This window comes from Pseudomonas akapageensis, assembly GCF_011355085.1.
In the GTDB taxonomy this organism is placed as follows: Bacteria; Pseudomonadota; Gammaproteobacteria; order Pseudomonadales; family Pseudomonadaceae; genus Aquipseudomonas; species Aquipseudomonas akapageensis.
Genome location: NZ_VXCP01000018.1, coordinates 48,657 through 70,200, shown reverse-complemented (window position 1 = coordinate 70,200; position 21,544 = coordinate 48,657). Strand labels below are relative to the sequence as shown.

Annotated in this window: 19 protein-coding genes; 11 read left to right on the top strand and 8 right to left on the bottom strand. The window is 58.3% G+C overall.

The features are described 5' to 3' along the window. Positions 1 to 325: 325 nt before the first annotated feature. Positions 326 to 733 carry a nuclear transport factor 2 family protein gene (locus tag F2S13_RS14875; RefSeq protein WP_166362059.1) on the bottom strand — a complete coding sequence of 136 codons (408 nt, stop codon included), beginning with the start codon at positions 731 to 733 and terminating at the stop codon, positions 326 to 328. Between the two features lie 761 nt (positions 734 to 1,494). Between F2S13_RS14875 and F2S13_RS14870 the strand changes: the two genes are divergently transcribed. After that, the gene (locus F2S13_RS14870) at positions 1,495 to 1,911 is read left to right on the top strand and encodes a glycine zipper domain-containing protein (RefSeq protein WP_166362057.1); all 417 of its coding nucleotides are present in this window, start codon (positions 1,495 to 1,497) and stop codon (positions 1,909 to 1,911) included. A gap of 587 nt (positions 1,912 to 2,498) precedes the next feature. Here F2S13_RS14870 and F2S13_RS14865 read toward each other — a convergent pair. Together F2S13_RS14865 and F2S13_RS14860 are read right to left on the bottom strand one after the other, a co-directional pair. Further along, entirely contained in the window at positions 2,499 to 3,632 is a 1,134-nt protein-coding gene (locus F2S13_RS14865) for an aminotransferase class V-fold PLP-dependent enzyme (RefSeq protein WP_166362055.1), read from the bottom strand. Positions 3,633 to 3,986: 354 nt separating this feature from the next. After that, positions 3,987 to 4,664 (bottom strand): DUF3313 domain-containing protein, encoded by a 678-nt coding sequence (locus tag F2S13_RS14860; protein WP_166362053.1) that lies wholly within the window; start codon positions 4,662 to 4,664, stop codon positions 3,987 to 3,989. Positions 4,665 to 5,067: 403 nt separating this feature from the next. Between F2S13_RS14860 and F2S13_RS14855 the strand changes: the two genes are divergently transcribed. Beyond that, positions 5,068 to 6,768: an aspartate-alanine antiporter-like transporter gene (locus F2S13_RS14855; protein WP_166362051.1), complete on the top strand. Its 1,701-nt coding sequence runs from the start codon at positions 5,068 to 5,070 to the stop codon at positions 6,766 to 6,768. Between the two features lie 52 nt (positions 6,769 to 6,820). On the opposite strand, the gene F2S13_RS14850 is transcribed toward F2S13_RS14855, so the two are convergent. The 4 genes from F2S13_RS14850 to F2S13_RS14835 all read right to left on the bottom strand — a co-directional run bounded on the left by F2S13_RS14850 (position 6,821) and on the right by F2S13_RS14835 (position 11,268). Continuing rightward, positions 6,821 to 8,614, bottom strand: a complete 1,794-nt coding sequence (locus tag F2S13_RS14850; RefSeq protein ID WP_166362049.1) for an alpha/beta fold hydrolase — start codon at positions 8,612 to 8,614, stop codon at positions 6,821 to 6,823. A gap of 240 nt (positions 8,615 to 8,854) precedes the next feature. Continuing rightward, the gene (locus F2S13_RS14845; protein WP_166362047.1) at positions 8,855 to 9,259 is read right to left on the bottom strand and encodes a DUF6632 domain-containing protein; all 405 of its coding nucleotides are present in this window, start codon (positions 9,257 to 9,259) and stop codon (positions 8,855 to 8,857) included. Between the two features lie 151 nt (positions 9,260 to 9,410). Further along, positions 9,411 to 10,217 carry a lytic transglycosylase domain-containing protein gene (locus F2S13_RS14840; protein WP_166362045.1) on the bottom strand — a complete coding sequence of 269 codons (807 nt, stop codon included), beginning with the start codon at positions 10,215 to 10,217 and terminating at the stop codon, positions 9,411 to 9,413. A 319-nt stretch (positions 10,218 to 10,536) separates the two neighbouring features. Beyond that, positions 10,537 to 11,268 carry a hypothetical protein gene (locus F2S13_RS14835; protein ID WP_166362043.1) on the bottom strand — a complete coding sequence of 244 codons (732 nt, stop codon included), beginning with the start codon at positions 11,266 to 11,268 and terminating at the stop codon, positions 10,537 to 10,539. A 34-nt stretch (positions 11,269 to 11,302) separates the two neighbouring features. Between F2S13_RS14835 and F2S13_RS14830 the strand changes: the two genes are divergently transcribed. Continuing rightward, positions 11,303 to 12,301, top strand: coding sequence for an alkaline phosphatase family protein (locus tag F2S13_RS14830; RefSeq protein WP_166362041.1), 999 nt, complete (start codon positions 11,303 to 11,305; stop codon positions 12,299 to 12,301). 8 nt (positions 12,302 to 12,309) lie between these two features. Here the strand turns inward: F2S13_RS14830 and F2S13_RS14825 are convergent, their stop codons facing one another. After that, positions 12,310 to 13,329, bottom strand: a complete 1,020-nt coding sequence (locus F2S13_RS14825) for an AraC family transcriptional regulator (RefSeq protein WP_166362039.1) — start codon at positions 13,327 to 13,329, stop codon at positions 12,310 to 12,312. Between the two features lie 152 nt (positions 13,330 to 13,481). Here F2S13_RS14825 and F2S13_RS14820 point away from each other — a divergent pair, with 152 nt between their 5' ends. The 8 genes from F2S13_RS14820 to F2S13_RS14785 all read left to right on the top strand — a co-directional run bounded on the left by F2S13_RS14820 (position 13,482) and on the right by F2S13_RS14785 (position 21,438). Further along, the gene (locus tag F2S13_RS14820) at positions 13,482 to 14,462 is read left to right on the top strand and encodes a quinone oxidoreductase family protein (protein ID WP_166362038.1); all 981 of its coding nucleotides are present in this window, start codon (positions 13,482 to 13,484) and stop codon (positions 14,460 to 14,462) included. A gap of 10 nt (positions 14,463 to 14,472) precedes the next feature. Then, positions 14,473 to 15,321, top strand: coding sequence for a TauD/TfdA dioxygenase family protein (locus F2S13_RS14815; protein ID WP_166362036.1), 849 nt, complete (start codon positions 14,473 to 14,475; stop codon positions 15,319 to 15,321). A gap of 57 nt (positions 15,322 to 15,378) precedes the next feature. Beyond that, the gene (locus F2S13_RS14810; protein WP_166362033.1) at positions 15,379 to 16,434 is read left to right on the top strand and encodes a beta-keto acid cleavage family enzyme; all 1,056 of its coding nucleotides are present in this window, start codon (positions 15,379 to 15,381) and stop codon (positions 16,432 to 16,434) included. 141 nt (positions 16,435 to 16,575) lie between these two features. Continuing rightward, positions 16,576 to 17,907, top strand: a complete 1,332-nt coding sequence (locus tag F2S13_RS14805) for an MFS transporter (protein ID WP_166362031.1) — start codon at positions 16,576 to 16,578, stop codon at positions 17,905 to 17,907. Positions 17,908 to 17,944: 37 nt separating this feature from the next. Further along, positions 17,945 to 18,676, top strand: a complete 732-nt coding sequence (locus tag F2S13_RS14800) for an SDR family NAD(P)-dependent oxidoreductase (protein ID WP_166362029.1) — start codon at positions 17,945 to 17,947, stop codon at positions 18,674 to 18,676. A 185-nt stretch (positions 18,677 to 18,861) separates the two neighbouring features. Continuing rightward, positions 18,862 to 19,503, top strand: a complete 642-nt coding sequence (locus F2S13_RS14795) for an HD domain-containing protein (protein ID WP_246237899.1) — start codon at positions 18,862 to 18,864, stop codon at positions 19,501 to 19,503. 124 nt (positions 19,504 to 19,627) lie between these two features. After that, positions 19,628 to 20,506, top strand: coding sequence for an SDR family NAD(P)-dependent oxidoreductase (locus tag F2S13_RS14790; protein ID WP_218583938.1), 879 nt, complete (start codon positions 19,628 to 19,630; stop codon positions 20,504 to 20,506). An 80-nt stretch (positions 20,507 to 20,586) separates the two neighbouring features. Then, positions 20,587 to 21,438, top strand: a complete 852-nt coding sequence (locus F2S13_RS14785; RefSeq protein WP_166362063.1) for a fumarylacetoacetate hydrolase family protein — start codon at positions 20,587 to 20,589, stop codon at positions 21,436 to 21,438. Positions 21,439 to 21,544: the final 106 nt, after the last annotated feature.

The following is a 21,544-nucleotide window of genomic DNA, read 5'->3' as shown; positions in this document are numbered from 1 at the left end:
GAGGGTGCAACAGGGGATGAGTTTCCGGGGGAATGGTAGAGTTGCTATCGACCCAACACGGACGTTCGCGGATCCATGGCTGGCACGGATCCCTGTAGCCGCTGCCGGAGGCTGCGCAGGGCCGTAAGGCCTCGGCGATCCTGAGAACCAGCGCCCGCTTCGCGTGCGAGCGCAGCCTGGCGGCAGCGGCTACGCCGATCGTGTTGCCGGCGCGTTCAATAGCTGCTTCTGGCCGGTAGTTGCTTGTGGCGAAGGGCAGCTACCGACCCATAGCTGTCTGTGGCTTCTGCCAAGCAACAGGTCAAAATTGGGTGCGAGTCGGCCTTTAACTCGTCCAGTGTTCCTGAGCAACTTTATCCGGCCACGCCGAACCAAGATGCAACAGCGTCAGCCAGGTTTCTGCGAGCTTGTTGGCCTCGATTCGATAAAGCTGAATGCCCGCCCGGACTTGAGTAGTCCCCGTGCTCGGGTCAGTCCATTTCAAATTGAAGCGGAACCAAGCGCGGTCGCCGACGAAGCTGTGCTCGTAGATTACGAAACGGGTATTGGGGCGTGCCTCTCGAGCCTTGGCAATTTCCTTGGCATATTCTTCAGGCGTTACCGTGCGGTCACCAAGTTCATCGTGCCGGATGTACGCTTGCGCCATGCACTGAGGAATCAGATCGTATTCACCCTCGTGCCAGACGCGTTCCCAACGATCAAAGATGTCCTTCAGGTTCGAAGCAGTAGCCATCAAAAATACCTCTCGCTGATTTGCACTATGCCGAGGCAGGCTAACACACGTCTCGAGCGAGGCAGGTACATGGGCATAAGGCGCGTAAGGCCAGAAGGCTGTTTTTTACCAATTTCTGCCTGTCACGAAGGAGTGCAACCGACCCATAACTGCCGGTCGCGACAGACAGAAATCGGTCAGAAGTGTTTACTCAGATGTGTCTACGAAAACAGGAGCGACTCATACCGGGCAAAGGAACAGTGCCAACGACTTAACCTAACAGCCACTCGCGAGCTTCGAGCCGCATCTCAGAAACATCCCATTTGAATAAGCAGTTTTGATCTGTGAATACGGGATTATTAGGCTAACAGTACTACTGTTCGCCTCTCTAGTTGCATTCCCTTCAGCTCGTCCCCGAGCAACTAGGGAGGCGGGCTCCCCGCAGTCAAGTCTCAAACCCCGCAGTCGGCCAGTTCGCGCCGGATTTCAACAGACCGACGCCCATTTAACCCGCACGTGTTTTGTTCGAGGGGACCTAACGCAGCCTTTGCCCGGGGATCTGATTCTTGCCGATGACTGTTCATCAAAAAGGGCAACAATCAATCCACGATTGACTTTTCAATCGTGGGATCCACATCGAACATTAGAGTAATTACTCGACCAACGGTTATCCTAATCGGCGCTTGCTTGATCCAGATTAATGCACGGCCGATTGCGCATTGACCTGACGATTTCTGACCAACAGACTTTCAGGCTCTAGTGAATTTCTTGAGGACTGTCAGATGCGTAAATTATTGTCTGTCGTTGCGTTTAGCCTTCTTGTATCTCATTACGCTTTCGCCGGTGAAGCCACAAACACAGCAGTCGGCGGAGGTATCGGCGGTGCCCTCGGAAGTGTTGTCGGGCAGGCTGTAGGGGGCAGCACTGGCGCGGCGATCGGCGCCGGGGTAGGCGGTGCGGCCGGGGGCGCCATGACGGCGAAAAGCGGCAAGAAGACCGAGTCTGCCATTGGCGGGGGACTCGGCGCAGCGGGTGGTCAGGTGATCGGCAATAGCGTCGGTGGTACCACTGGTGGTCTTATCGGCGCAGGACTGGGCGGGGCTGCAGGCGGTGCGGTCGGCAACAGTTTGGCCGATGATAATGACCATCACTCCGACCACAAGCATACGAATAAACACAAGCACAAGCATGGCGGCTAATCCGTTAAGTCTTCCGCATAGCCACTCCATCCAGCGGACTGAAGTATTTTCGGTTTGCTCACTCGTAAGACTTATTGTCTGCTTCTGACCGATTTCTGCCCCTCACGGAGGGCCGCTATGGGTCGGTAGCTGCCCTTCGCCACAAGCAACTACCGGCCAGAAGCAGCTATTGAACGCGCCGGCAACACGGTCGGCGTAGCCGCTGCCGCCAGGCTGCGCTCGCGCGCGAAGCGGGCGCTGGTTCTCAAGATCGCCGGGGCCTTACGGCCCAGCGCAGCCTCCGGCAGCGGCTACAGGGATCCGTGCCAGCCATGGATCCGCGAACGTCCGTGTTGGGTCGATCCAAGTCATACAGCCGCCAATCATCCGCCTCGTCAAAGGCTTCGTTGGAACCCTTTTTTGATAGCGCTGAAGGGCGCACGTGTCAGTAAGACGCGTGCACCGGCTTTCCCCTGTGGTTCTAACATGACATCCGGGCGACCAGCGTCATATTCGTCGAAGATCAGCGCCATGGGCCGGCAGTGCCCAGGACAGGATGCCTTCCTGGAATTCACAAGTTCGATATGTGCTGCAGGCAAGATGAGGGCTTAGTCAACCATCACCTCGTCCAGTGCCTGCTCGAGGGTGCTGACCGTGCGCTCGATATTGTGCAGCTTTTCGAGTCCGAACAGACCGATGCGGAAGGTCTGGAAGTCGGCCGGCTCGTCGCATTGCAACGGCACTCCGGCGGCGATCTGCAGGCCGTGGTTGGCAAATTTCTTACCGCTCTTGATGTCGGCATCATCGGTGTAGCTCACCACTACGCCAGGGGCCTGAAAGCCGGCTGCGGCCACGCTTTTGATGCCTTTGCCGGTCAACATTGCGCGCACCCGATCGCCCAGAGCCTGTTGTTCGCCACGGACCTTGTCGAAACCGTAGGCTTGCGTCTCTTTCATCACTTCGTTAAATCGCGCGAGGGAGTCGCTGGGCATGGTCGCATGGTAGGCATGTCCGCCCTGTTCGTAGGCCTGCATGATCTGAAGCCACTTTTTCAGGTCGCAGGCGAAGCTGCTGCTATGCGTCTGTTCGATGCGCTCGAGGGCCAAAGAACTGAGCATCACCAGGGCGCAGCAAGGGGAGGCGCTCCAGCCTTTCTGCGGTGCGCTGATCAGCAGGTCGACGGCGCATTTCTGCATATCAACCCAAAGCGTGCCTGAGGCGATGCAGTCCAGCACGAACAGGCCACCCACCGCATGCACGGCGTCGCCGACGGCCCGCAGGTAGTCATCGGGCAGGATAATCCCTGATGAGGTTTCAACGTGGGGGGCGAAGACAATCTGCGGCTTCTGCGCCTGAATGGCTGCCAGCACTTCGTCCAGAGGGGGTGGGGCGTAGGCAGCCTGGCGACCAGTCTCGACCGGTCGGGCTTTCAGCACCGTGGTGGCCGCCGGGATGTTGCCCATTTCAAGGATCTGGCTCCAGCGATAACTGAACCAGCCGTTGCGTATCACCAGGCATTGCTGGTCGGTGGCAAACTGTCGCGCCACCGCTTCCATGCCGAATGTGCCGCTGCCCGGGACCACCGCAACAGCCTGGGCGTTGTAGACCTGTTTCAGGGTCCTGGAAATGTTCTTCATCACACCTTGAAATGACTGCGACATGTGGTTGAGCGAGCGGTCGGTGTAGACCACTGAGTACTCGACCAGCCCCTCAGGATCGATACTGGGATATAGCTTTGACATGGGTGACTCCTTTGGCAGAAATCTCAGTGGTATCGACCCTGCCCTAAGCCTTGGCAAATGACAAGATTGCTCGAGATTGAATTGCGACTTCTGTCGAGCGGCTGGCATCACCTGCGGGCGGCAACTGGTTCTAACTGCGCAGATTGCGCACAAGAAATACAACGGTAAAAAGCAGGCAGTTACCTATGCACGAGTAAAATGGTGCAACTGCCCCCAGTCCGGCTGGTCGACAACGATGGCGCAACGCGGCAATCAGGTTGCACCTGGTCTGTCCTCTGACTGCTTATGGCTGTGGATTCAACCGGTTGATTGCTGCCTTTCAAGGTGGATCGCAAATGACCTGAAGCAGTCAGTTCAACTGTGGACGAACGTCCAGAGATCGGTATTCAATTTTTCGATAGCGGTTTTAAAGTCTTGGGTGGTGATTTGCTGACTCTCGTTCTCTAGCTGGCTGCCGAATACCTTGCGCACCACTTTGGCCATTGTCTGATTGGTTTTCGCGTCAATGAACTCGGCTTCGATGAACAGATTCGTGTCTTGATCCCGGTGACCGGTGGCTGCCTGTGTCGCTCCGACAACGGCCGCGATCGGCATCACTTCATACCACTTCATGCCTTCGTTCGAAGCGCTGACGCCAGTGATTGCCGCACGCAGGATCAGCGGGTGTGACCCCGCCGGTGCAGCGGCCGCGTTGGACACCCTCTGGTATTTCTGGCCCAGCACGAGTTTGGCCTTTCTGGACATGAAGTCCTGCAACTCGGCCAGGGTCTTCCGATTGACCTGCTCATTGGGTTTTGGAGCGGGATAAAACTCCAGCGTTCTGAACGCTATGGTGTCATACGCATCCGGGTTCCACGACGGGCTCACCCAGCGCATCGACTTCTCGCCCGTGGCGGTGGTCACTTCCTTCAGGTTGTTGTAGTTGGACAGGAAACCGGAGTACTGCTCGCGCTCAGTGACCTGGGAGGTACAACCGCCGAGTAGCAGGCAGGCCAGTGCGACGCCAACAAACAGTTTATGGGCCAAGGTCATAGTGGGTTCACTCCACGATTGAGTCGGGTTCCATCAACTGATCTGTTCCACCGGCAGGTCGCCGAGTCAGACCATGGCCCAACTGACGTTGATGTCGGTGTCCTTGTCCAGAGCGTAGGTGGCTCCCGTGACTATTCAAGATGAACTTCCCTATGGGATTTGGCGCTCTGTAAAATGCCTTGCTTCGCCTGCACGGCGACTCAATTGGTGACCACTGTGCCCGCTGCTTACGGCATCGTCAGATTCGCAGGGGTCGCGTATCTGGCCTTTCTCGCATGGAGGGCGCGCCTGGCGCTGTTTTCTGGAAGGTGAGTCGACCTTGGCCGAGCCTCACACGCTACGCTACTGCCTAAGGTTTTCCTGACATCCGGGCGTTAACGTCGCGAAAAGGGGGGATCAACCCGTGCAGGCACTCTTCACGTTTCTCAATACCAACCCCTACATGTTGTTGTTCCTGGTGGTCAGCCTGGCGGTACTGATCGGCCGCTTCACTATCAAAGGTTATGGGTTGGGTACCGTTGGCGGCGCCATAGTGGTGGGCTGTGGCATTGCCATTGCCGCATCCCTCTATGGCATCACCTTCAAACTCGACACCTTCACCATGAACCTCTTTTACTTCTTGTTCATGTACGGGGTAGGGTTGCGGGTCGGCCCTTCCTTCCTCAATAGCCTCAAGGACGATGGGCTGAAGTTCACCATCCTGGCGGTCATCTGCAGTTTGGTCAGCCTGGCCGTGGTGGTATTGGGAACTCGTCTTCTGAACTTGCCGACAGGCGCGGCCGGCGGCATCCTCGCCGGGGCCACGACCATGTCCTCTGCCATCGGCTCGGCCGAACAGGCGGTTGCCTCAGGTGCCGTCAAGCTCGCACCCGCAGACACAGTCGAGGGGGTGTCGGCGATGATCACCTTGTCCTATGGCATTACTTACATATGGGGCACCGTCGGCATCGTCCTGATGTGCAAATACATGCCGCGCTGGTGGGGTGTCGATGCAAAGGCTGCGGCCCGCCGCTATGAGGAGGAGCATGGCATGCATGATGTCGAGGACGATGGCCTCACCGCCAACAAGGCCTTCGGATTGCGTGCTTATCGCCTGGGAAATCCTGCGACTATCGGCCTCAGCATCCGCGAGTTCATCGCTCGGTTCCCGGAATATCGTATCGTCGATGTCCATCGCAGCGATGAATCGATAGGGGCGGATCCTGAAATCCGGCTGCAGTCGGGGGATGTGATTGTCCTTGGAAGTACACGTACAGGCCTGACCTCCAATATCGGCCTGATCGGCCCGGAGGTCGATGACGCCAAGGCGCTCGCCGTACCACTGGACTATGCGGAAATCCTGGTGACCGAGAAAGCCGTCATCGGCAAGACGCTCAAGGAGTTCCGCGGACTGGACCTGGCCGGGCAGCTTCAGTTGACTCGCATCCAGCGCGGCGGAGTACCGCTACCCGCAGGGCCGGAGACCCGGTTGCAACGCCGCGACGTGCTTTTCGTCACCGGCCTGTCCGGTGCCGTGCAACGTGCTGGCGAGCTGTTTGGTGTCATCGCCCGGCCAAGCAGCTTGACCGATTTATTAACGCTGTTTGTCGGAATGACCCTGGGACTGCTGATCGGTCTGATCCAGTTCCCCGCCTTTGGCGCTTCTGTCGGCCTGGGTAGTGCTGGCGGCCTGATGGTGTCGGGCATCATCGTCTCGTCACTTTCCTCGCGACTGCGCTTCTTCGGCAACACACCTAACGCAGCGCGTAACATCCTTGAGGACATGGGCCTGCTGGTGTTCGTTGCGATTGTCGGGATCAACGCCGGTGCCACCCTTTTGGCCCAACTGACCGGAACGCTCGCCGTGCAGATATTCCTGGTGGGCTTCGTCGCCTGCATGCTGCCGCCTTTCGCCGTCTGGGTGGTTGGCTATCACTTGATGAAGATCAATCCGGCGGTGCTGATGGGCGGAATGGCCGGCGCTCGTAGTCATTCCGGGCCGTGTCAGGAGGCCGCGACAGAGATCGGCAGCAACGTGCCGTGGGTCGGTTTTCCCGTAGCCTTTGCCGTCTCGGGAATCCTGTTGACGGTCTTTGGTTACTTCGCCATGGTCCTTGCGGATTGACGCTGAAACCCACGGCTAGCATGGGGTTCAGTTCGAGGAAGAGATGGCAGCCTCAACGCTCCATGACATAGGTGCCAGGTGCGGGGCAGAGGGGCGGGTACTTGCGCGAGCCGAGCTTCTTCGGCGCCGGCAGGCTGTCGCCCGAGCGCTGCCCGATCCATTCGCGCCAATGCGGCCACCAGCTGCCTTGCTGGCGCTCGCCGGCGTTCTGCAGCCAGGCTTCCGGAGTCTCGGCGGCGGCAGGCGCCGCGTAGTAGAACGATTTCGGGTTGCCCGGCGGGTTCACCAGGCTCTGCAGGTGGCCGGCGTTGGACAGCACGTAGGTTGTGTCCTCGCCAAACAGCCGGGCGGTGCCGTAGCAGCCCTGCCAAGGGGTGATGTGGTCGGTGGTGCCACCAATCACATAGGCACCCACCTGCACCTGGGTCATGTCGATCGATTCGCCGGCAATCTCCAGGGTGCCCGGGTTGCTGTAGGGGTTTTGCTGGACCAGGTCGAGGTAGTCCGCGTGCAGTTGGGCGGGTAGCCGCGTGGTGTCGTTGTTCCAGGCCAGGATATCGAAGGCCGGCGGCTTGTTGCCCAGCAGGTAGTTGTTGACCCAGTAGTTCCAGATCAGGTCGTTGGGGCGCATCCAGGCGAACATGCGGGCCATGCCCTGGCCGCTCAGCACGCCCTTGCGCCGGGAGCTGGCCTTGGCCGCGCGCAGGGCGGACGGGGTGGTGAACAGCCCCAGGGTAGTGTCGTCCAGCGCCGAGGGCATGTCGAGCACGCACACGGCCCAGCTGGTGTTGGCCACCTTGTGGCCTTCGCCACGGGCCGCCAGCCAGCCCAGGTAGGCCGCCAGGGTGATGCCGCCCGAGCAGGAGCCCCACATGTTCACATCCGGGCTACCGGTGATCCTGCGCGCCACGTCCACAGCCTGGTCGAGGCATAGCGCGTAATCGGACAAGCCCCAGTCGCGGTGCTCGCTGGTGGGATTGCGCCAGCTGATGACGAAGAGGTTCACGCCGCTGTCCTGGATCCATTTGATCAGGCTTTTCTCCGGCGCCAGGTCGATGGCGTAGTACTTGTTGATTTGCGGCGGCGACATCACCAAGGGCCGGGCATAGACATTTTCGGTGGTGGGCGCGAACTGCAGCAGCTCGAACATCTCGTTGCGAAACACCACTTGGCCCTTGGCCGTGGCGATGTTTTCCCCGACCTTGAACGGCGTGCTGTCGACCTGTCTCGGGAGGCCACGGTTGTTCAGCATATCCTGGCCGAATTGACGGAAGCCCCTGGCCAGGCTCATGCCACCGGTGTCCACCAGCTTGCGCAGCGCCGCCGGATTGGTCAGTGGCGAGTTGCTCGGTGCCACTGCATCGGCCAGCAGCGCTGCCACGAACCGGGCTCGGCTCTTTTCCAGCGGGGCAAGGTCGGTGGATTCGATGAAGCGGGTCAGCTCACTCTGGCCGGCCAGGTAGCTCTGCAGCAGCGCGCGCAGGAAGGCGTTGGATTGCCAGGCTGGATCGGCGAAGCGCTTGTCCTTCGGGTCCGGCGCGATGCTGGAGTTGCCGCCGACGATGCCGCGCAGCTCCTTCAGGTAGCCACCCAGATGAGCGCCAGCCTTGAGCGGCGACTTGCCCACGGCCTTGAGCAGGTAACCGGCCGAGCTGGCCAGGTCCGCCGCGCGCACGCTGACCAGCGGATTGCCTGCCAGGGTCTGGTTGGCAGCCGTGCCGATCAACTCTTGTTGCTGGGTGTTGTCCGGGAGATCGCCATCCTTGCGAGCGCGACGCTTGCGGCCGGTCGCCGGGGCGCGCTGGGTGGGGGTAGCGGTCTCGCTCGTTCGGGTGGATCTGCTCATGGTGGCTCTCGTGTTTCCGGGTGCTGGGCCCGTTTGTGGTTTTTGCCACCGACTCTAAAGTGCAGCGGATGCGGCCACCTTTCATCGCACGACAGCGAATTTTCATTTCATGACAAGGGGAGTCGTGGGCTCTGAAGACTGCGTTGCTACGTAAAATCTGTCGGCGCTTGGTTGATCAGCAGACCAAAAATTTGCGTAGAAACGCGATTTTCGTCCCGATCCTGACAGTCAAACCTGCTCTTAGGCCCCATTGTGTGTCCGGGGCCGAGCGGCCAATTGCGAGCGGGGCGTCAAGATGGCCAAGGCAACCGCCACGATGAAGAGCGCCGGCACGTCACCTGCCAAGTGCCCCATTTGCCCCGGCTGGGTGACCGCCTGGACGGCCATGATTCCTGCGTGTAGGGCGCTAGACCACACGGTGAACCAGATTAGGCTCAGATTGGCTAATGGATCACGTGCGGCCAGGATCAAGAACACGCCAAGTGTGGCGTAGATGCCAACGATCATCATCGGGTAGTCCGAGTGACCGACGTGCCAGGCCCAGCCGGACGGCCAGAACAACATAAGTGGGTAGAGAGCAAGGCACGCGAGGCCAGCCAAAACTAGAACGACGCGCAAATACTTGAGGCGATCGACTACGGTCATGGCGGACTCCTCTTTGGGCCTGACTCTAAATTGACCCCAAGTGGGGTGATAACGCGCCGCTATGGGTCGATAGCTACCGGTGAGCGTGGAAGTTCGGTTGAGCCATTCCCCGCCCGGCGTATTACCTTTCCGGGTTATGCGCCCTACGGTACTAGCGTTGGTTGCGATAGCGTTCGGTCAAGGACTGCACGAGGGTGACGTAGGATTGCGTCTCGGCGTAGGGAGGCACCCCGTTGTACTCTATCACGGACGCTTCGCCGGCGTTGTAACCTGCCAACGCCAGCATCTGGTTGCCGTTGAAGCGCTTGAGCAGCCAGGCCAGGTAGCGCACGCCGCCACGAATGTTCTGTCGTGCGTCGAACGGATTGTCCACGGCGAAGCGCTCGGCGGTGGCGGGCATCAACTGCATCAACCCCTGGGCGCCGGCTTCGGAAATGGCGTTGGGGCGAAATGCCGATTCGGCATGTATCACTGCACGGACCAGCGCCCTGTCGACACCATAATCACCCGAAGCGGCTTCGATCTCCCGCCGATAGGACTGGGTGTCCAGGCGCAGTGAGGTGACCTTGAAATCTTTCGGCGCCATGCACAGATAGCAGTCCTTGATGTAATAGAGATCAAGGACATCGACCCGTGCGGAGATCCCGACGGGGCGCCGGCTCACATATTGACGAATACCCCTGTGGACGAAGGTCCACACCCGAATCCGCATCGCGCCTGAGTCGTCGTCCCGCACAACCCGTGGCAGGGCCCTTGCCTTGGTGCCGACACCGGCGCCCGCCATGCCATTCACGCGAGTGCAGCGGGCGCTGGCGATGGCTTGGCTGGTATAGCTGATGGCTCCGTCCCTGGCTTGGCACTTGTACATGGCGCTGGCGCACAGTGGAGCGACCAGCAAGGCCAGCTCGATGCAACCAAGAAGGCTCTTGCGAGCCCATTGCCATACTCTGGAACTCATCACATCGCTCCGCGCCGCAGGCGCCGATCAGGCCTGGGGCGCCTGGCCCGGGCGCTGCCTTTGGAGGGCCTGTTCCGGGTGACCCGCCTTTTGTTCTGATAGTTATACCCCTTGTAACCGGCCTTGGAACTTGTGTTGACGTACGGGCTGCCGGCGTTCCCAGGCGAGGCGCAGGCCTGATTGCTCGCACGACGCGCCTTCCCGGCTTGCCAGGGCCGGGCGCAAGTCCGATCCGCGGGTTACGGACCCGGAGCCGGGGCGGGACAGGCCCGCGACCATCTCAACAGTGCTTAATGCCTGGTTCCGTCGTTTAAACAGCTCAAGGCTCCAGTTCGAACTGGTGGAGTTTCTCCGCTGCCGTGCCGAAGTGACCCAGGTGGTAAACGGCCGCACCTGCCGGCGAGAACGTGAATTTCTCAAAGGGTTCGGCGGCCATCTTGTCCAGATATGCTATGGGCGCGAGGCCGGTGGTGACGTGCGGATGGTAATTTTCGCCGGACGACTTCGGCACAAAGTCCGAAACGTAGGTGATCAAGGCCGGGAGGATCTCGGGAACGTCACCGGTGACAAATGCGGCCGAGGTTCCGGTTTTCACCGTGAACGGGGTCACAGCGTCAATCACTTGCATTTCCAGCTTGATCAATTCGGGGGTCGGTTTAATGACGATGCCCGACAGGCCAAGGTCCTTGTCCGGTATATAGTAATACTCGAAAGCTTCCAGTTTCAGGCTGGTCACATTGGCACCGGCGAAGACTTTGCCGACGGCGGCGTACACTTTGTCAAGATTCTCGGTGAGGACGAATCGCTGTACCAGGGTGATGTGGGGACGGTGTGAGGCGTCAAGTGCAAAGCCCTTCGGAAAGACTTTCAGCAGACGGTCGTTCACGGCTTGCGCGTGCTGGAGCATCGTGGCGTCCGGCTCAAGCAGGATGTCGATGGCGGTGACCGCAGGTGTTGCTTGTTGAGCATGCGCTGTTGCGCCCAGAATCACCAAAGCGCAGGCCATCAAGCCTTTCAACAAAAAATGCTTCAGATCCGATAGCTTTTTCATACCAGATACCTTTTTCACTCATTGGCTAAGGCCCATGGCGAAGTCTAGTGCGGCATTGTCCATTTCGCGCGGCGCAGGCGACGACTCTGAAATGGACTTTCCTGGATTTCATTGGAGATATTCAGCATTGGTTTTCAACACTCGGAATTTCACTCTGTCCTCGGGACTCAAGCTGCTGCTGGCGCTATACGCGATAAGCCTGCTTGGCTGTTCACGTAGCGACGAGGTAGGGCAATGCAATGCTGCACCGCAAGCCCCCGCCCGGCAGGTGGTCATCATCGGCATCGACGGCCTGCGTACCGACGCGGTTAGCCCAACACTGACCCCCTTCCTGTTCCAGTTGGCTGAGTCCAGGGGTTTGGCTTGGGGGAGGGTCGATGTCAGCAACGGCCGCACGCAACAGACTTATTCCGCACCTGGCTGGATCAGTGTGCTCACCGCAAGCTGGGCAAGCGCACATGGCATTGTCGATAACAACAGCCCAGGTCCCGTCAAAAGCGAAACCGTGTTTGAGCGCCTTCAAGCCCGCAAGGCCGATAGTCGCAGCATTCTCATGACCTCCTGGAAGCCGCTGTACGACCTGGTCGAGGGGCGTTTGCGGGGTTTGCCGGAGCTACACCATGCGGCGTTTTTGCGTAAGAACGATGCAGCGGTCGAGCAGGAAGTATTGACTACCTGGCGAGCATGCCAGCCCGATCTGGCCTTCATTCATCTCGATGCTGTAGACGAGGCGGGCCATGACGGCGCTTTCGACCCGTCTGATCCGGGCTACGCTGCTGCCGTGCGAGAAACGGACGCCCGCATTCGTCGCTTGTGGGAGAAGGCATTGGCGTCACCCTCCGCCCAGGGTGCGCTGCCTCAGCGCCTGGTCATTTTTGCCAGCGATCACGGGGGCATCGGCAATAAGCACGGCCGCTATTCAGAAGCTGAACGCTGGGCGCCACTGTTGGCAATATCGCCGTCTGGTTATCCTGCAGTGAAGATCAGCGAGCTGGTTGAGATTGGTCAGGCTTCGCTGGATTTCGTCCAGTGAGGGTTGGGCTACCCAGGCTCAGATAGACATCGTTGTTTCTCGCGACGCCATGTCGACACACTGCAACCGAAGCGACCCGAGAACCATCTCGAAAAGGCACTCAAGGAAGAGAAACCCAGAAGAATCGCTATTTCTGAAAGCGATCGCTCGCGGTTCTCGACATAGCGGTTCACCAGATCGACCCGCACGGCATCGACAATGGATGAGTAGCTTTGATCGTGGTGGGCGAGATGGCGATACATGGTCTTGCGGTCCACGCCAAGCTGCTGGGCCACTTTTTCGGCTACGCACTCGCCCGTGGGTAATAGCGCGAAGACTAATTTCCTGACCTTGTCGGGCATCGTAACGTCGGACTGTGCCAGTTTTGCATCGAGGAATTCCCGTGCATGACGCGCAATCAATGGGTCATACGATTGGATCGTTGTATCCAGATCGGCGGTGGCCAATACAATGCCGTCGAATTCATGGTTGAACCGAACCGATGTACCAAACACATGGCGGTGCTTCGCCGGATTGACTGGCGCATTGTGCGTGAAACAGACACCGAGAGGCGTCCAGGCGGGACCCAGTAGCTGTTTCAATGTTCGGAAAATCACGCAGGTGACGAGCTCTGTCCCCTGTCGCACCGCGCCCCCCATATCGTCCGTGACTTCTTGCCTGAAAATCGCCACGCCGTTCGCTTCTTCAATGCGCAAGACCATTGATCCGTTGGTCAGCCCGAGACGACGTGTCAGCGATTGCCAGGCTTTGCGCAACGTCTGCTCCTCACGCAGGGCAATGGCCAGGGGACCGAGGTTTTCCAATTGACGGGTTTCGCCCATACGCAGGCCAAAGTCTTCGATCCCCGCGGCATGAGCAGAGTCTTCCAGCAAGTGCATGACCGATTTCGCCGGGACCATGATGCTCGGGTCCATCAAGGCCGAATAGCTGATACCTGCCTTGCGCAATTGCCGATAGGGATCCAGTCCAGTGGCCAGAGCAACCTCGATAAAATTCGTCAGGCTTGAACTTCTAAGAAAACTCGGCATAAGGGCTCCACTTGTGCCACGAAATGTAAAAAAAATACCCCAAAATGTCAAATTCGCCCACGGACGTTCACGGATACTTTTTCTACGAGTGGAACTAACCACACGGCTAGTTAGCGCAACCGATCAAACTTTCGTATTCAAGGAGAATCAAGTTGGCACATGTTATTCGTATGAATGAAACAGGTGGTCCGGAAGTTCTGCGTTGGGAAGAAGTGGAAGTTGGCGATCCTGGTCCTGGGCAAGTTCGATTGCGTCATGAAGCTGTGGGCCTGAACTTTGCCGATACCTATTTCCGCTCAGGGCTGTACCCGATGCCGCTTCCCGCCGGCATGGGCGTGGAAGGCGCAGGTGTAGTCCAGGCCGTTGGCGAAGGCGTGAGCAATGTTGCGGTCGGCGATCGAGTTACCTACACCGGCTTCCTTAACACCTTGGGTGCCTATAGCACCGAGCGCCTGATACCCGCAGCACCCTTGATCAAACTACCCGATGCGATTTCGTGCGAAACAGCAGCGGGGATGACCATGCGCGGGCTGACGTCGTCCTATCTGATGCGTCGCATCTATGACTTCAAACCGGGCGACACCCTCCTTATGCATGCTGCGGCCGGCGGTGTCGGACTGATTGTGTCGCAGTGGGCCAAGCTACTGGGTCTGACTGTTATCGGCACCGTATCGAGCGAGGCCAAGGCCGAGATTGCGCGGGCTCATGGCTGCGACCATACGATCAACTACAGCCACGAAGATGTGGCCGCGCGGGTCCGCGAATTGACCGATGGCGTTGGCGTAAACGTGGTGCTCGACAGTGTGGGTAAAGACACCTTCGAGGCCTCTTTGAATTCGGTCAAGCGGCGCGGGCTGATCGTTTGCCTGGGCTTCGCCTCCGGCCCCGTTTCAGGCTTCGATCCGCAAATCCTTGCCACCAAGGGTTCCCCCTATCTGACCCGTCCTGCACTGGCCGATTACATCGCCGACCCGGTTGAAAAGGCCGCACTCGCTGAGGAAATCTTCGGTCATGTTGCAGCCGGTCGCATCAACATCCCGATCAATCAGCGTTACGCGCTACAGGATGCTGTGCAGGCCCATCGAGATCTGGAAGCGCGCAAAACCACGGGTTCCTCGATTTTTGTGATTTGAGGCGGTCATCATGCGAGTTGAACAACTTACCTGTTCCATCGGCGCCGAGCTGACCGGTGTCAATGTAGCCGACGCAATCCACGACGATGAATTGTTCAGGCTTATCCGCGAGGCGTTGATCAAGCATCGGGTGCTGTTTCTGCGTGACCAGGACATAACCAGGGCTGAGCATGCGAGTTTTGCACGCCGCTTTGGTGACCTGGAGGACCACCCCGTAGCGCCATCCGATCCCGAGGCGCCCGGCCTGGTGCAAATCTACAAGCGTCCGGACGTCCCGGTCGATCGCTATGAGAATACCTGGCATACCGATGCGACCTGGCGTGAGGCGCCACCCATGGGAGCCGTGCTGCGCTGCGTGGAGTGCCCGCCAGTCGGCGGTGACACGGTGTGGGCCAACATGGTGCTGGCCTACGACAACCTGCCGGATCAGGTCAAGACGCAGATCACTGATCTGATTGCCAGTCATAGCATCCAGTCGAGTTTCGGCGCTGCGATGCCGCGTGAAAAGCGCCATGCGATGAAGGCCCAGTTTCCGGACGCGGAGCATCCGGTCGTGCGCATCCATCCTGAAACCGGCGAAAAGGTCCTGTTCGTCAATGCCTTCGCGACGCACTTCGTGAACTACCACACCAAGGAACGCGTGCGCTTCGGACAAGACTGCAACCAGGCCGGTGGCGACCTGCTGCAGTACCTGATCAGCCAGGCGTACATACCTGAATATCAAGTGCGCTGGCGCTGGAAGAAAAACAGCATGGCCATCTGGGACAACCGCAGCACCCAGCATTACGCCGTGATGGATTACCCGCCGTGCCATCGCAGGATGGACCGCGCAACGATCATCGGTGACCGGCCTTATTGAGCGGGTATGCACACCCTTTTTCCAATCCGATCCAACCAGCTGACAGTGAGACAAAGAATGCAATTTCTAGATGATTCGCTGCACCCGGAAAACCAGGAAAAAGTTGTCATTACCGTCGCTCCATACGGTCCCGAGTGGATGCCCGAGGATTTCCCGGAAGACATCCCTGTCACCATGGAAGAACACATCGAAAAGGCTGTGGAGTGTTACGACGCTGGCGCCACCGTGCTGCACCTGCATGTGCGTGAACTGGATGGCAAGGGATCAAAACGGCTGTCCAAATTCAATGAGTTGATCGCCGGTGTACGCGAGGCTGTACCGGACATGATCATCCAGGTCGGCGGTTCGATCTCATTCGCTCCGGAAGACGAAGGCCAGGCTGCCAAGTGGCTGTCCGATGACACACGCCACATGCTGGCAGACCTTGATCCGAAACCCGACCAGGTGACAGTGGCGATCAACACCACGCAGATGAACATTATGGAGTTGCTCTACCCCGAATATATCAAGGGTACATCACTGGGTAATCCGGCACTCGGCGCAGCCTATAGCGAGATGACAGTGCCCGCGGGACCCGCTTGGGTAGCGGAGCATCTGCGCCGCTTGCAGGCATCCGGGATTCAGCCGCACTTTCAGCTAACGGGTATTCACGCGCTCGAAACCCTGCAGCGCCTGGTCCGCAAAGGCCTCTACACCGGGCCGTTGAATATGACGTGGATCGGGGTGGCCGGAGGATTTGAAGGTCCAAACCCGTTCAACTTCATGAACTTCATCCAGCGCGTGCCGCAAGCTTGCACATTGACCGCCGAGTCTCTGCTCAAGAATGTGCTGCCGTTCAACATGATGGCATTGGCCATGGGCCTGCACCCGCGCTGCGGCAACGAAGACACCATCATTGGGCAGCATGGTCAGCGCTTCGGCTCTGTGGATCAGGTCAAGCAAACCGTGCGTGTGGCCAGGGAGCTGGGTCGCGAGATTGCAACCGGCAAAGAGGCGCGCCAAATCTACCGCATCGGTACCTGGTACAAGGATGCAGACGAAACGCTCGCTGCAAACGGCATGCTCCCGAACCGCACTGCCGGTCCAATCGTCCCTTCAACGTGCGTTCGATAGTTCGCGTGTAAGTACATCCACGCGCTACCTGCAATGTCGGTAGCACGAGCAGGAAGGCCGTATGGGTTTCCTGCTCGGTTGTGCCGGTGCGGTCGTGCGCAGTTCGCTTGAATTGCGTGGCATAAAAATAATGGGGGCAGTATGCAGGCAGAGCAATTTTCCATGTCGGTTGCAACGAACCCGCCGCGTGAGATGTCACGCCCGCGTGCCTATTCCTGGTTTGTATTTATCATTGTCTATGCATTGATGCTGTCCGATTACATGTCGCGCCAGGCACTCAATGCAGTCTTTCCTCAGTTGAAGGCAGAGTGGGTCTTGAGCGATGCGCAACTTGGCTTGCTCAGTGGCATCGTGGGGCTTGCAGTTGGCTTGCTGGCTGTTCCGGCCGCATTGGCGGCTGACCGCTGGGGGCGTGTTAAAAGCGTCGTGATCATGGCGCTGTTCTGGAGTCTGAGCACCCTGGCGTGCGGACTTGCAGAACACTATAACCAGTTGCTGCTCGCCCGATTGTTTGTCGGTATTGGCGAGGCCGGCTACGGCAGCGTTGGGCTTGCAATCATTTTGAGTGTATTCCCGTCTTCCATGCGGGCCACGCTCACCGGGGCCTTTACCTCCTCCGGCATGTTCGGCTCGGTACTGGGCATGGCCTCCGGCGGCGTGATAGCGACTCACTTTGGCTGGCGCGCCGCACTGATTGCCATGGCGGCGTTCGGATTTCTACTGATTCTGTTCTTTGCGTTCACCATTACTGAAACTCGCCTGGCGCGGCACACGCCCCTTCAGTTGGCCGAATCACCGGTAAAGGGGAAATGTGTCAAGAAAATTCAGTTCCGCTCACTATTAAAGGCCCTGTTCGGCGCGCCTACGCTGGTGTTCACTTATGTTGGCAGCGGACTTCAGCTCTTTACCGCCTACACCATCATTGCCTGGATGCCCAGCTACCTTAACCGCTACTACGATTTACCCGCGGACAAGTCGGCACTGGCGGCGGCAGTGCTGCTGATTGCCAGCGGGGTAGGTATGGGTTTGTGTGGCTTTTTCGCTGACTGGATGGGACGCAAGTCGGCCAAGGATAAAGCTTCGCTCGCAATCATCTACTGCCTGGGCTCATGCGTGCTGCTGATGATCAGCATGCGCTTGCCACCCGGAACCGGGCAGTTCGCGGTAATCGTCGTGGGCGTTTTTTTTGCGGCTGGCACTTATGGCTCAGCGGGCGCCATGGTCACCGATCTGGTGCACGTCTCTCTTCATGGAACCGCCATTGCCACCCTGGCGCTGGCCGGCAACATCCTGGGTGGTGCGCCGGGACCCTATCTGACGGGCCTGCTCGCCGACCGGATCGGCCTGCTGGGTGCATTGCAGTGGGTCCCGTTAGCTTCGATTGGCGCAGCGCTGGCGTTTGCTTTTGCGAGGGCCAATTACCTGCGCGACCTGCGCCGCCATGAGTCCTCAAGCTGCCAACAATCGCTTTGAAAAACCACCTCTCACATCCCATCAGGAAATACAGACGATGAATCACACCCATTCAAAACCGCTCAAGGGTAAAGTCGCCATCATCACCGGTGCCGGTCGTGGCATTGGTCGCGCCATTGCACTCGCTTATGCGCAGGCCGGCGCCGCTGTGGTGTGCAGTGCACGCAGCGCAGCAGAAATAGCCGAGACTGTCCGCCTGATTATCGAAGCAGACGGGCAGGCTGTCGCTCAAACAGCTGACGTTGGTGACTACGACGCAGTCGTCGCACTGTACCAGCGCGCCAGCGATGAATTCGGCGGTGTCGATATTGTGGTCGCCAACGCCGGCGTCGCGACCGAGCAACGGCGGATCGAGGACAGTCACCCGGCACAGTGGCGCGAGACCATCGACATCAACCTGACCGGTGCATACCACACCGCCCATGCCGCCATCCCCCACCTGCGGCGGCGCGGGGCCGGGAAAATCATCATGATCGGTTCCGGCCAGCGCAACCGTGCCACCCCCGGCTTTTCGGCCTACTCCTGCTCCAAGAGCGGGATGTGGATGCTCACCCAGTCGCTCGCGGTGGAGCTGCTTGAATACAACATCAGTGTCAACGAACTCATCCCGGGGCCTGTACAGACCGAGATGACGCGTAATGCAGCGATCCCCCCAGGGGAGTGGTTCAAGACCCCGGAAGACGTGGTGCCCCTGGCCCTGTTCCTGGCGGGCATGCCCGATGCAGGACCTACCGCTCAGAGTTACAGCCTGATGCGCCGCGCGACCTGAGATACCGTCGCAACATAGGCTGCCACCAAACAAGGCCATTTCGAATGGGCACAGGAGAATGGCCGCTTAAATATATAAGACCTGGTTTTGCCTGGGCATGCCTTGCCCGTACGGTAGTTGTGATGGCCTCAATTTGATTGTTGAGCGTTGCCTTGACGAAAATTCATCATGATGAGAAGAATAAAATGAGCGAAAATGCACTGTTTACCCGGATGGATCAAAGCACCCAAAAAGACTGGGATATTATATCCGCCGAATTTAAAAACTTTGCCACCGCTCTGCCTGATCGAATACTCGCGCACATGAATCTGCTCGCGGGTGATTTTTCCGGCTTTCCAATTGATCGCCTGAGCCACTGCCTGCAAACCGCTACGCGCGCCTACCGTGATGGTCGCGATGAAGAATATGTGGTTTGCGCGCTACTGCATGACATCGGTGATACGTTAGGCGCCTACAATCACTCTGAAGTTGCGGCAGTCATCCTGAAACCCTTTGTCAGCGAAGAAAATCACTGGATGATCCAGAATCATGGGGTTTTTCAGGGTTATAACTTTTTTCACTACATCGGCATGGATCGCAACATGCGCGACATGTTCAGAGAACATTCGAACTATGTGCGGACGGCGGAGTTTATCGAGTTGTACGACAGTCCTGCCTTCGACCCTGAAGGTGAAACTTTACCCATGAGTTTCTTTGAACCGATGCTGCGGCGCGTTTTTGCCAAACCCAAGTCCTCACTCTACGGGCTTATGCTTGAGCGCTGCAGCCAGGAGGGCTCTCCAGATGCCCCAAAATGTAAAGTTATTACCCCAGATCGTCAAAGCTGACTCCATTTTTTTGCAGATACTTGTCCTACGCCTTCCGACGTGGGGCCAACATTTCAAGGCTGCAAATTGATGCCCCGCGGCTGATCCCAGCGTTTGCCACTTCATCCAGATACCGGAGACATTTATGCAATTGGACGAGCAGGTTGAACACGTGCCATTTGGGATGGCGCAAGCAAGCACGCGAAACTTTGCAGGTCGTGTCGTATTGATCACCGGCGCGGGCCGTGGTCTGGGGGGAACCATTGCCCTGCATTTCGCCAGGGCCGGTGCGGATGTTGTCATCTGCGATATCGATATGCCTGCCCTTGAAGAGACCCGAAAGGCTGTCGAAGCGGCGGGCGCCAACTGTTTGGCCCTGCGCTGCGACATCTCCTCGAGCAGCCAGGTCGTCGACATGTTCGCCAGCATTGTTGAGCGTTTTGGCACTTTGCACATTCTCGTGAATAACGCGGCGCGGGCTCCCACGGCGGCGGCTGACGAGGTGCGACGTAACAAGCACTACGCGTACATCACTACACCGCAGCCGAGACAGTCACTGGGTTTCACCAGTGAAATCACGGACGAGGAGTGGCACCGGTACTGGGATGTCAACGTGCATGGCATGTTCTATTGCACGCGCGAAGCGCTCAAGCTGATGCAGGAGCAACGCTATGGTCGTATCGTGAACCTCGCGTCGATCGCCGGAATCTCGGCAATCAGTGCGCACAGTCCGCACTACAGCGCGTCGAAGGGGGCCGTTATTGCCTTCACGAAGTCCGTCGCAGCAGAAGTTGCCGGGGGCAATATCCTGGTCAATGCACTGGCACCGGGTGGGGTGTCGACCCCCTTCTTTGAAGAGTATCTTGACTCCATCGGCGAGGAAGCCCGGCGCAGGTTCTGGCAAGTCATACCAGCCGGACGGTTCGGGACAACTGACGAATATGCGTCCGTGGCGACGTTCCTTGCAGGCGATCACTATTTTGTGGGTCAGGTGATCAGTCCCAATGGAGGCGCAGTCCTTTGAACAGCGCAGCGCGGTTCATGCAAAACCGCGCGGCCTTTGCTGTTGAGCACATGACCCAACCAGAACATTTGGACGAAATTATGCGACTGGTAAGATTCGGAGAAAAAGGTAAAGAGAAACCTGGCCTGCTCGATAGCCAGGACATCATTAGAGATCTAAGCGGTATTCTCAGCGACATCGATGCAAGCACAGTCACGTCATCATCACTCGAGCAACTACAAAAAATCGACCCATTGACTCTCCCAGCCGTAGAGGGGAGTCCAAGGCTGGGGGCGCCACTGCGGGTAACCGGCAAGTTCCTCGCGATTGGGTTGAATTACCGGGATCATGCGCAGGAGGCAAATCTGCCAATCCCAGCAGAGCCTATCGTTTTCATGAAGGCCAACTCCTGTATCACAGGCCCCAATGATGAAATCATCATTCCACGCGATAGCCAGAAAACCGATTGGGAAGTCGAACTTGGAGTCGTCATTGGCAGCGAGGGTGCCTACCTCGAAAAGGAGGATGCACTCGCGCATGTAGCAGGGTATGTCCTGATTAATGATGTCTCGGAAAGATCATATCAATTGGAGCGTGGGGGCACTTGGGATAAAGGAAAAAGTTGCGATAGCTTTGGCCCGATTGGTCCATGGTTCATCTCCAGGGATGAGATTGAGGATGTTCAGAACTTATCTATGTGGCTGGATGTGAACGGTGTTCGGAGGCAGACAGGGAATACGTCCACGATGATTTTTGATGTGCCCACCATCGTGTCTTATATCAGCCAGTTCATGCGACTTTACCCGGGTGACATTATCACTACGGGTACACCTCCTGGCGTAGGGATGGGTATCAAACCCACGCCTGTTTTCCTTGAAGAAGGCGACATCGTCACCCTGGGTATTGAAAGCCTCGGCCAGCAACGCCAGACGTGCGTTCGCTACAAAGGTTAATTTCACGCGGCCCCCAATGCATTGGATGGTACGCAGCACTACACCTGCTATGCCGGGGGCCTCTCGTCCTTTTCCGGTGGCGGCGCTACAACGCAAGACTGTGGCG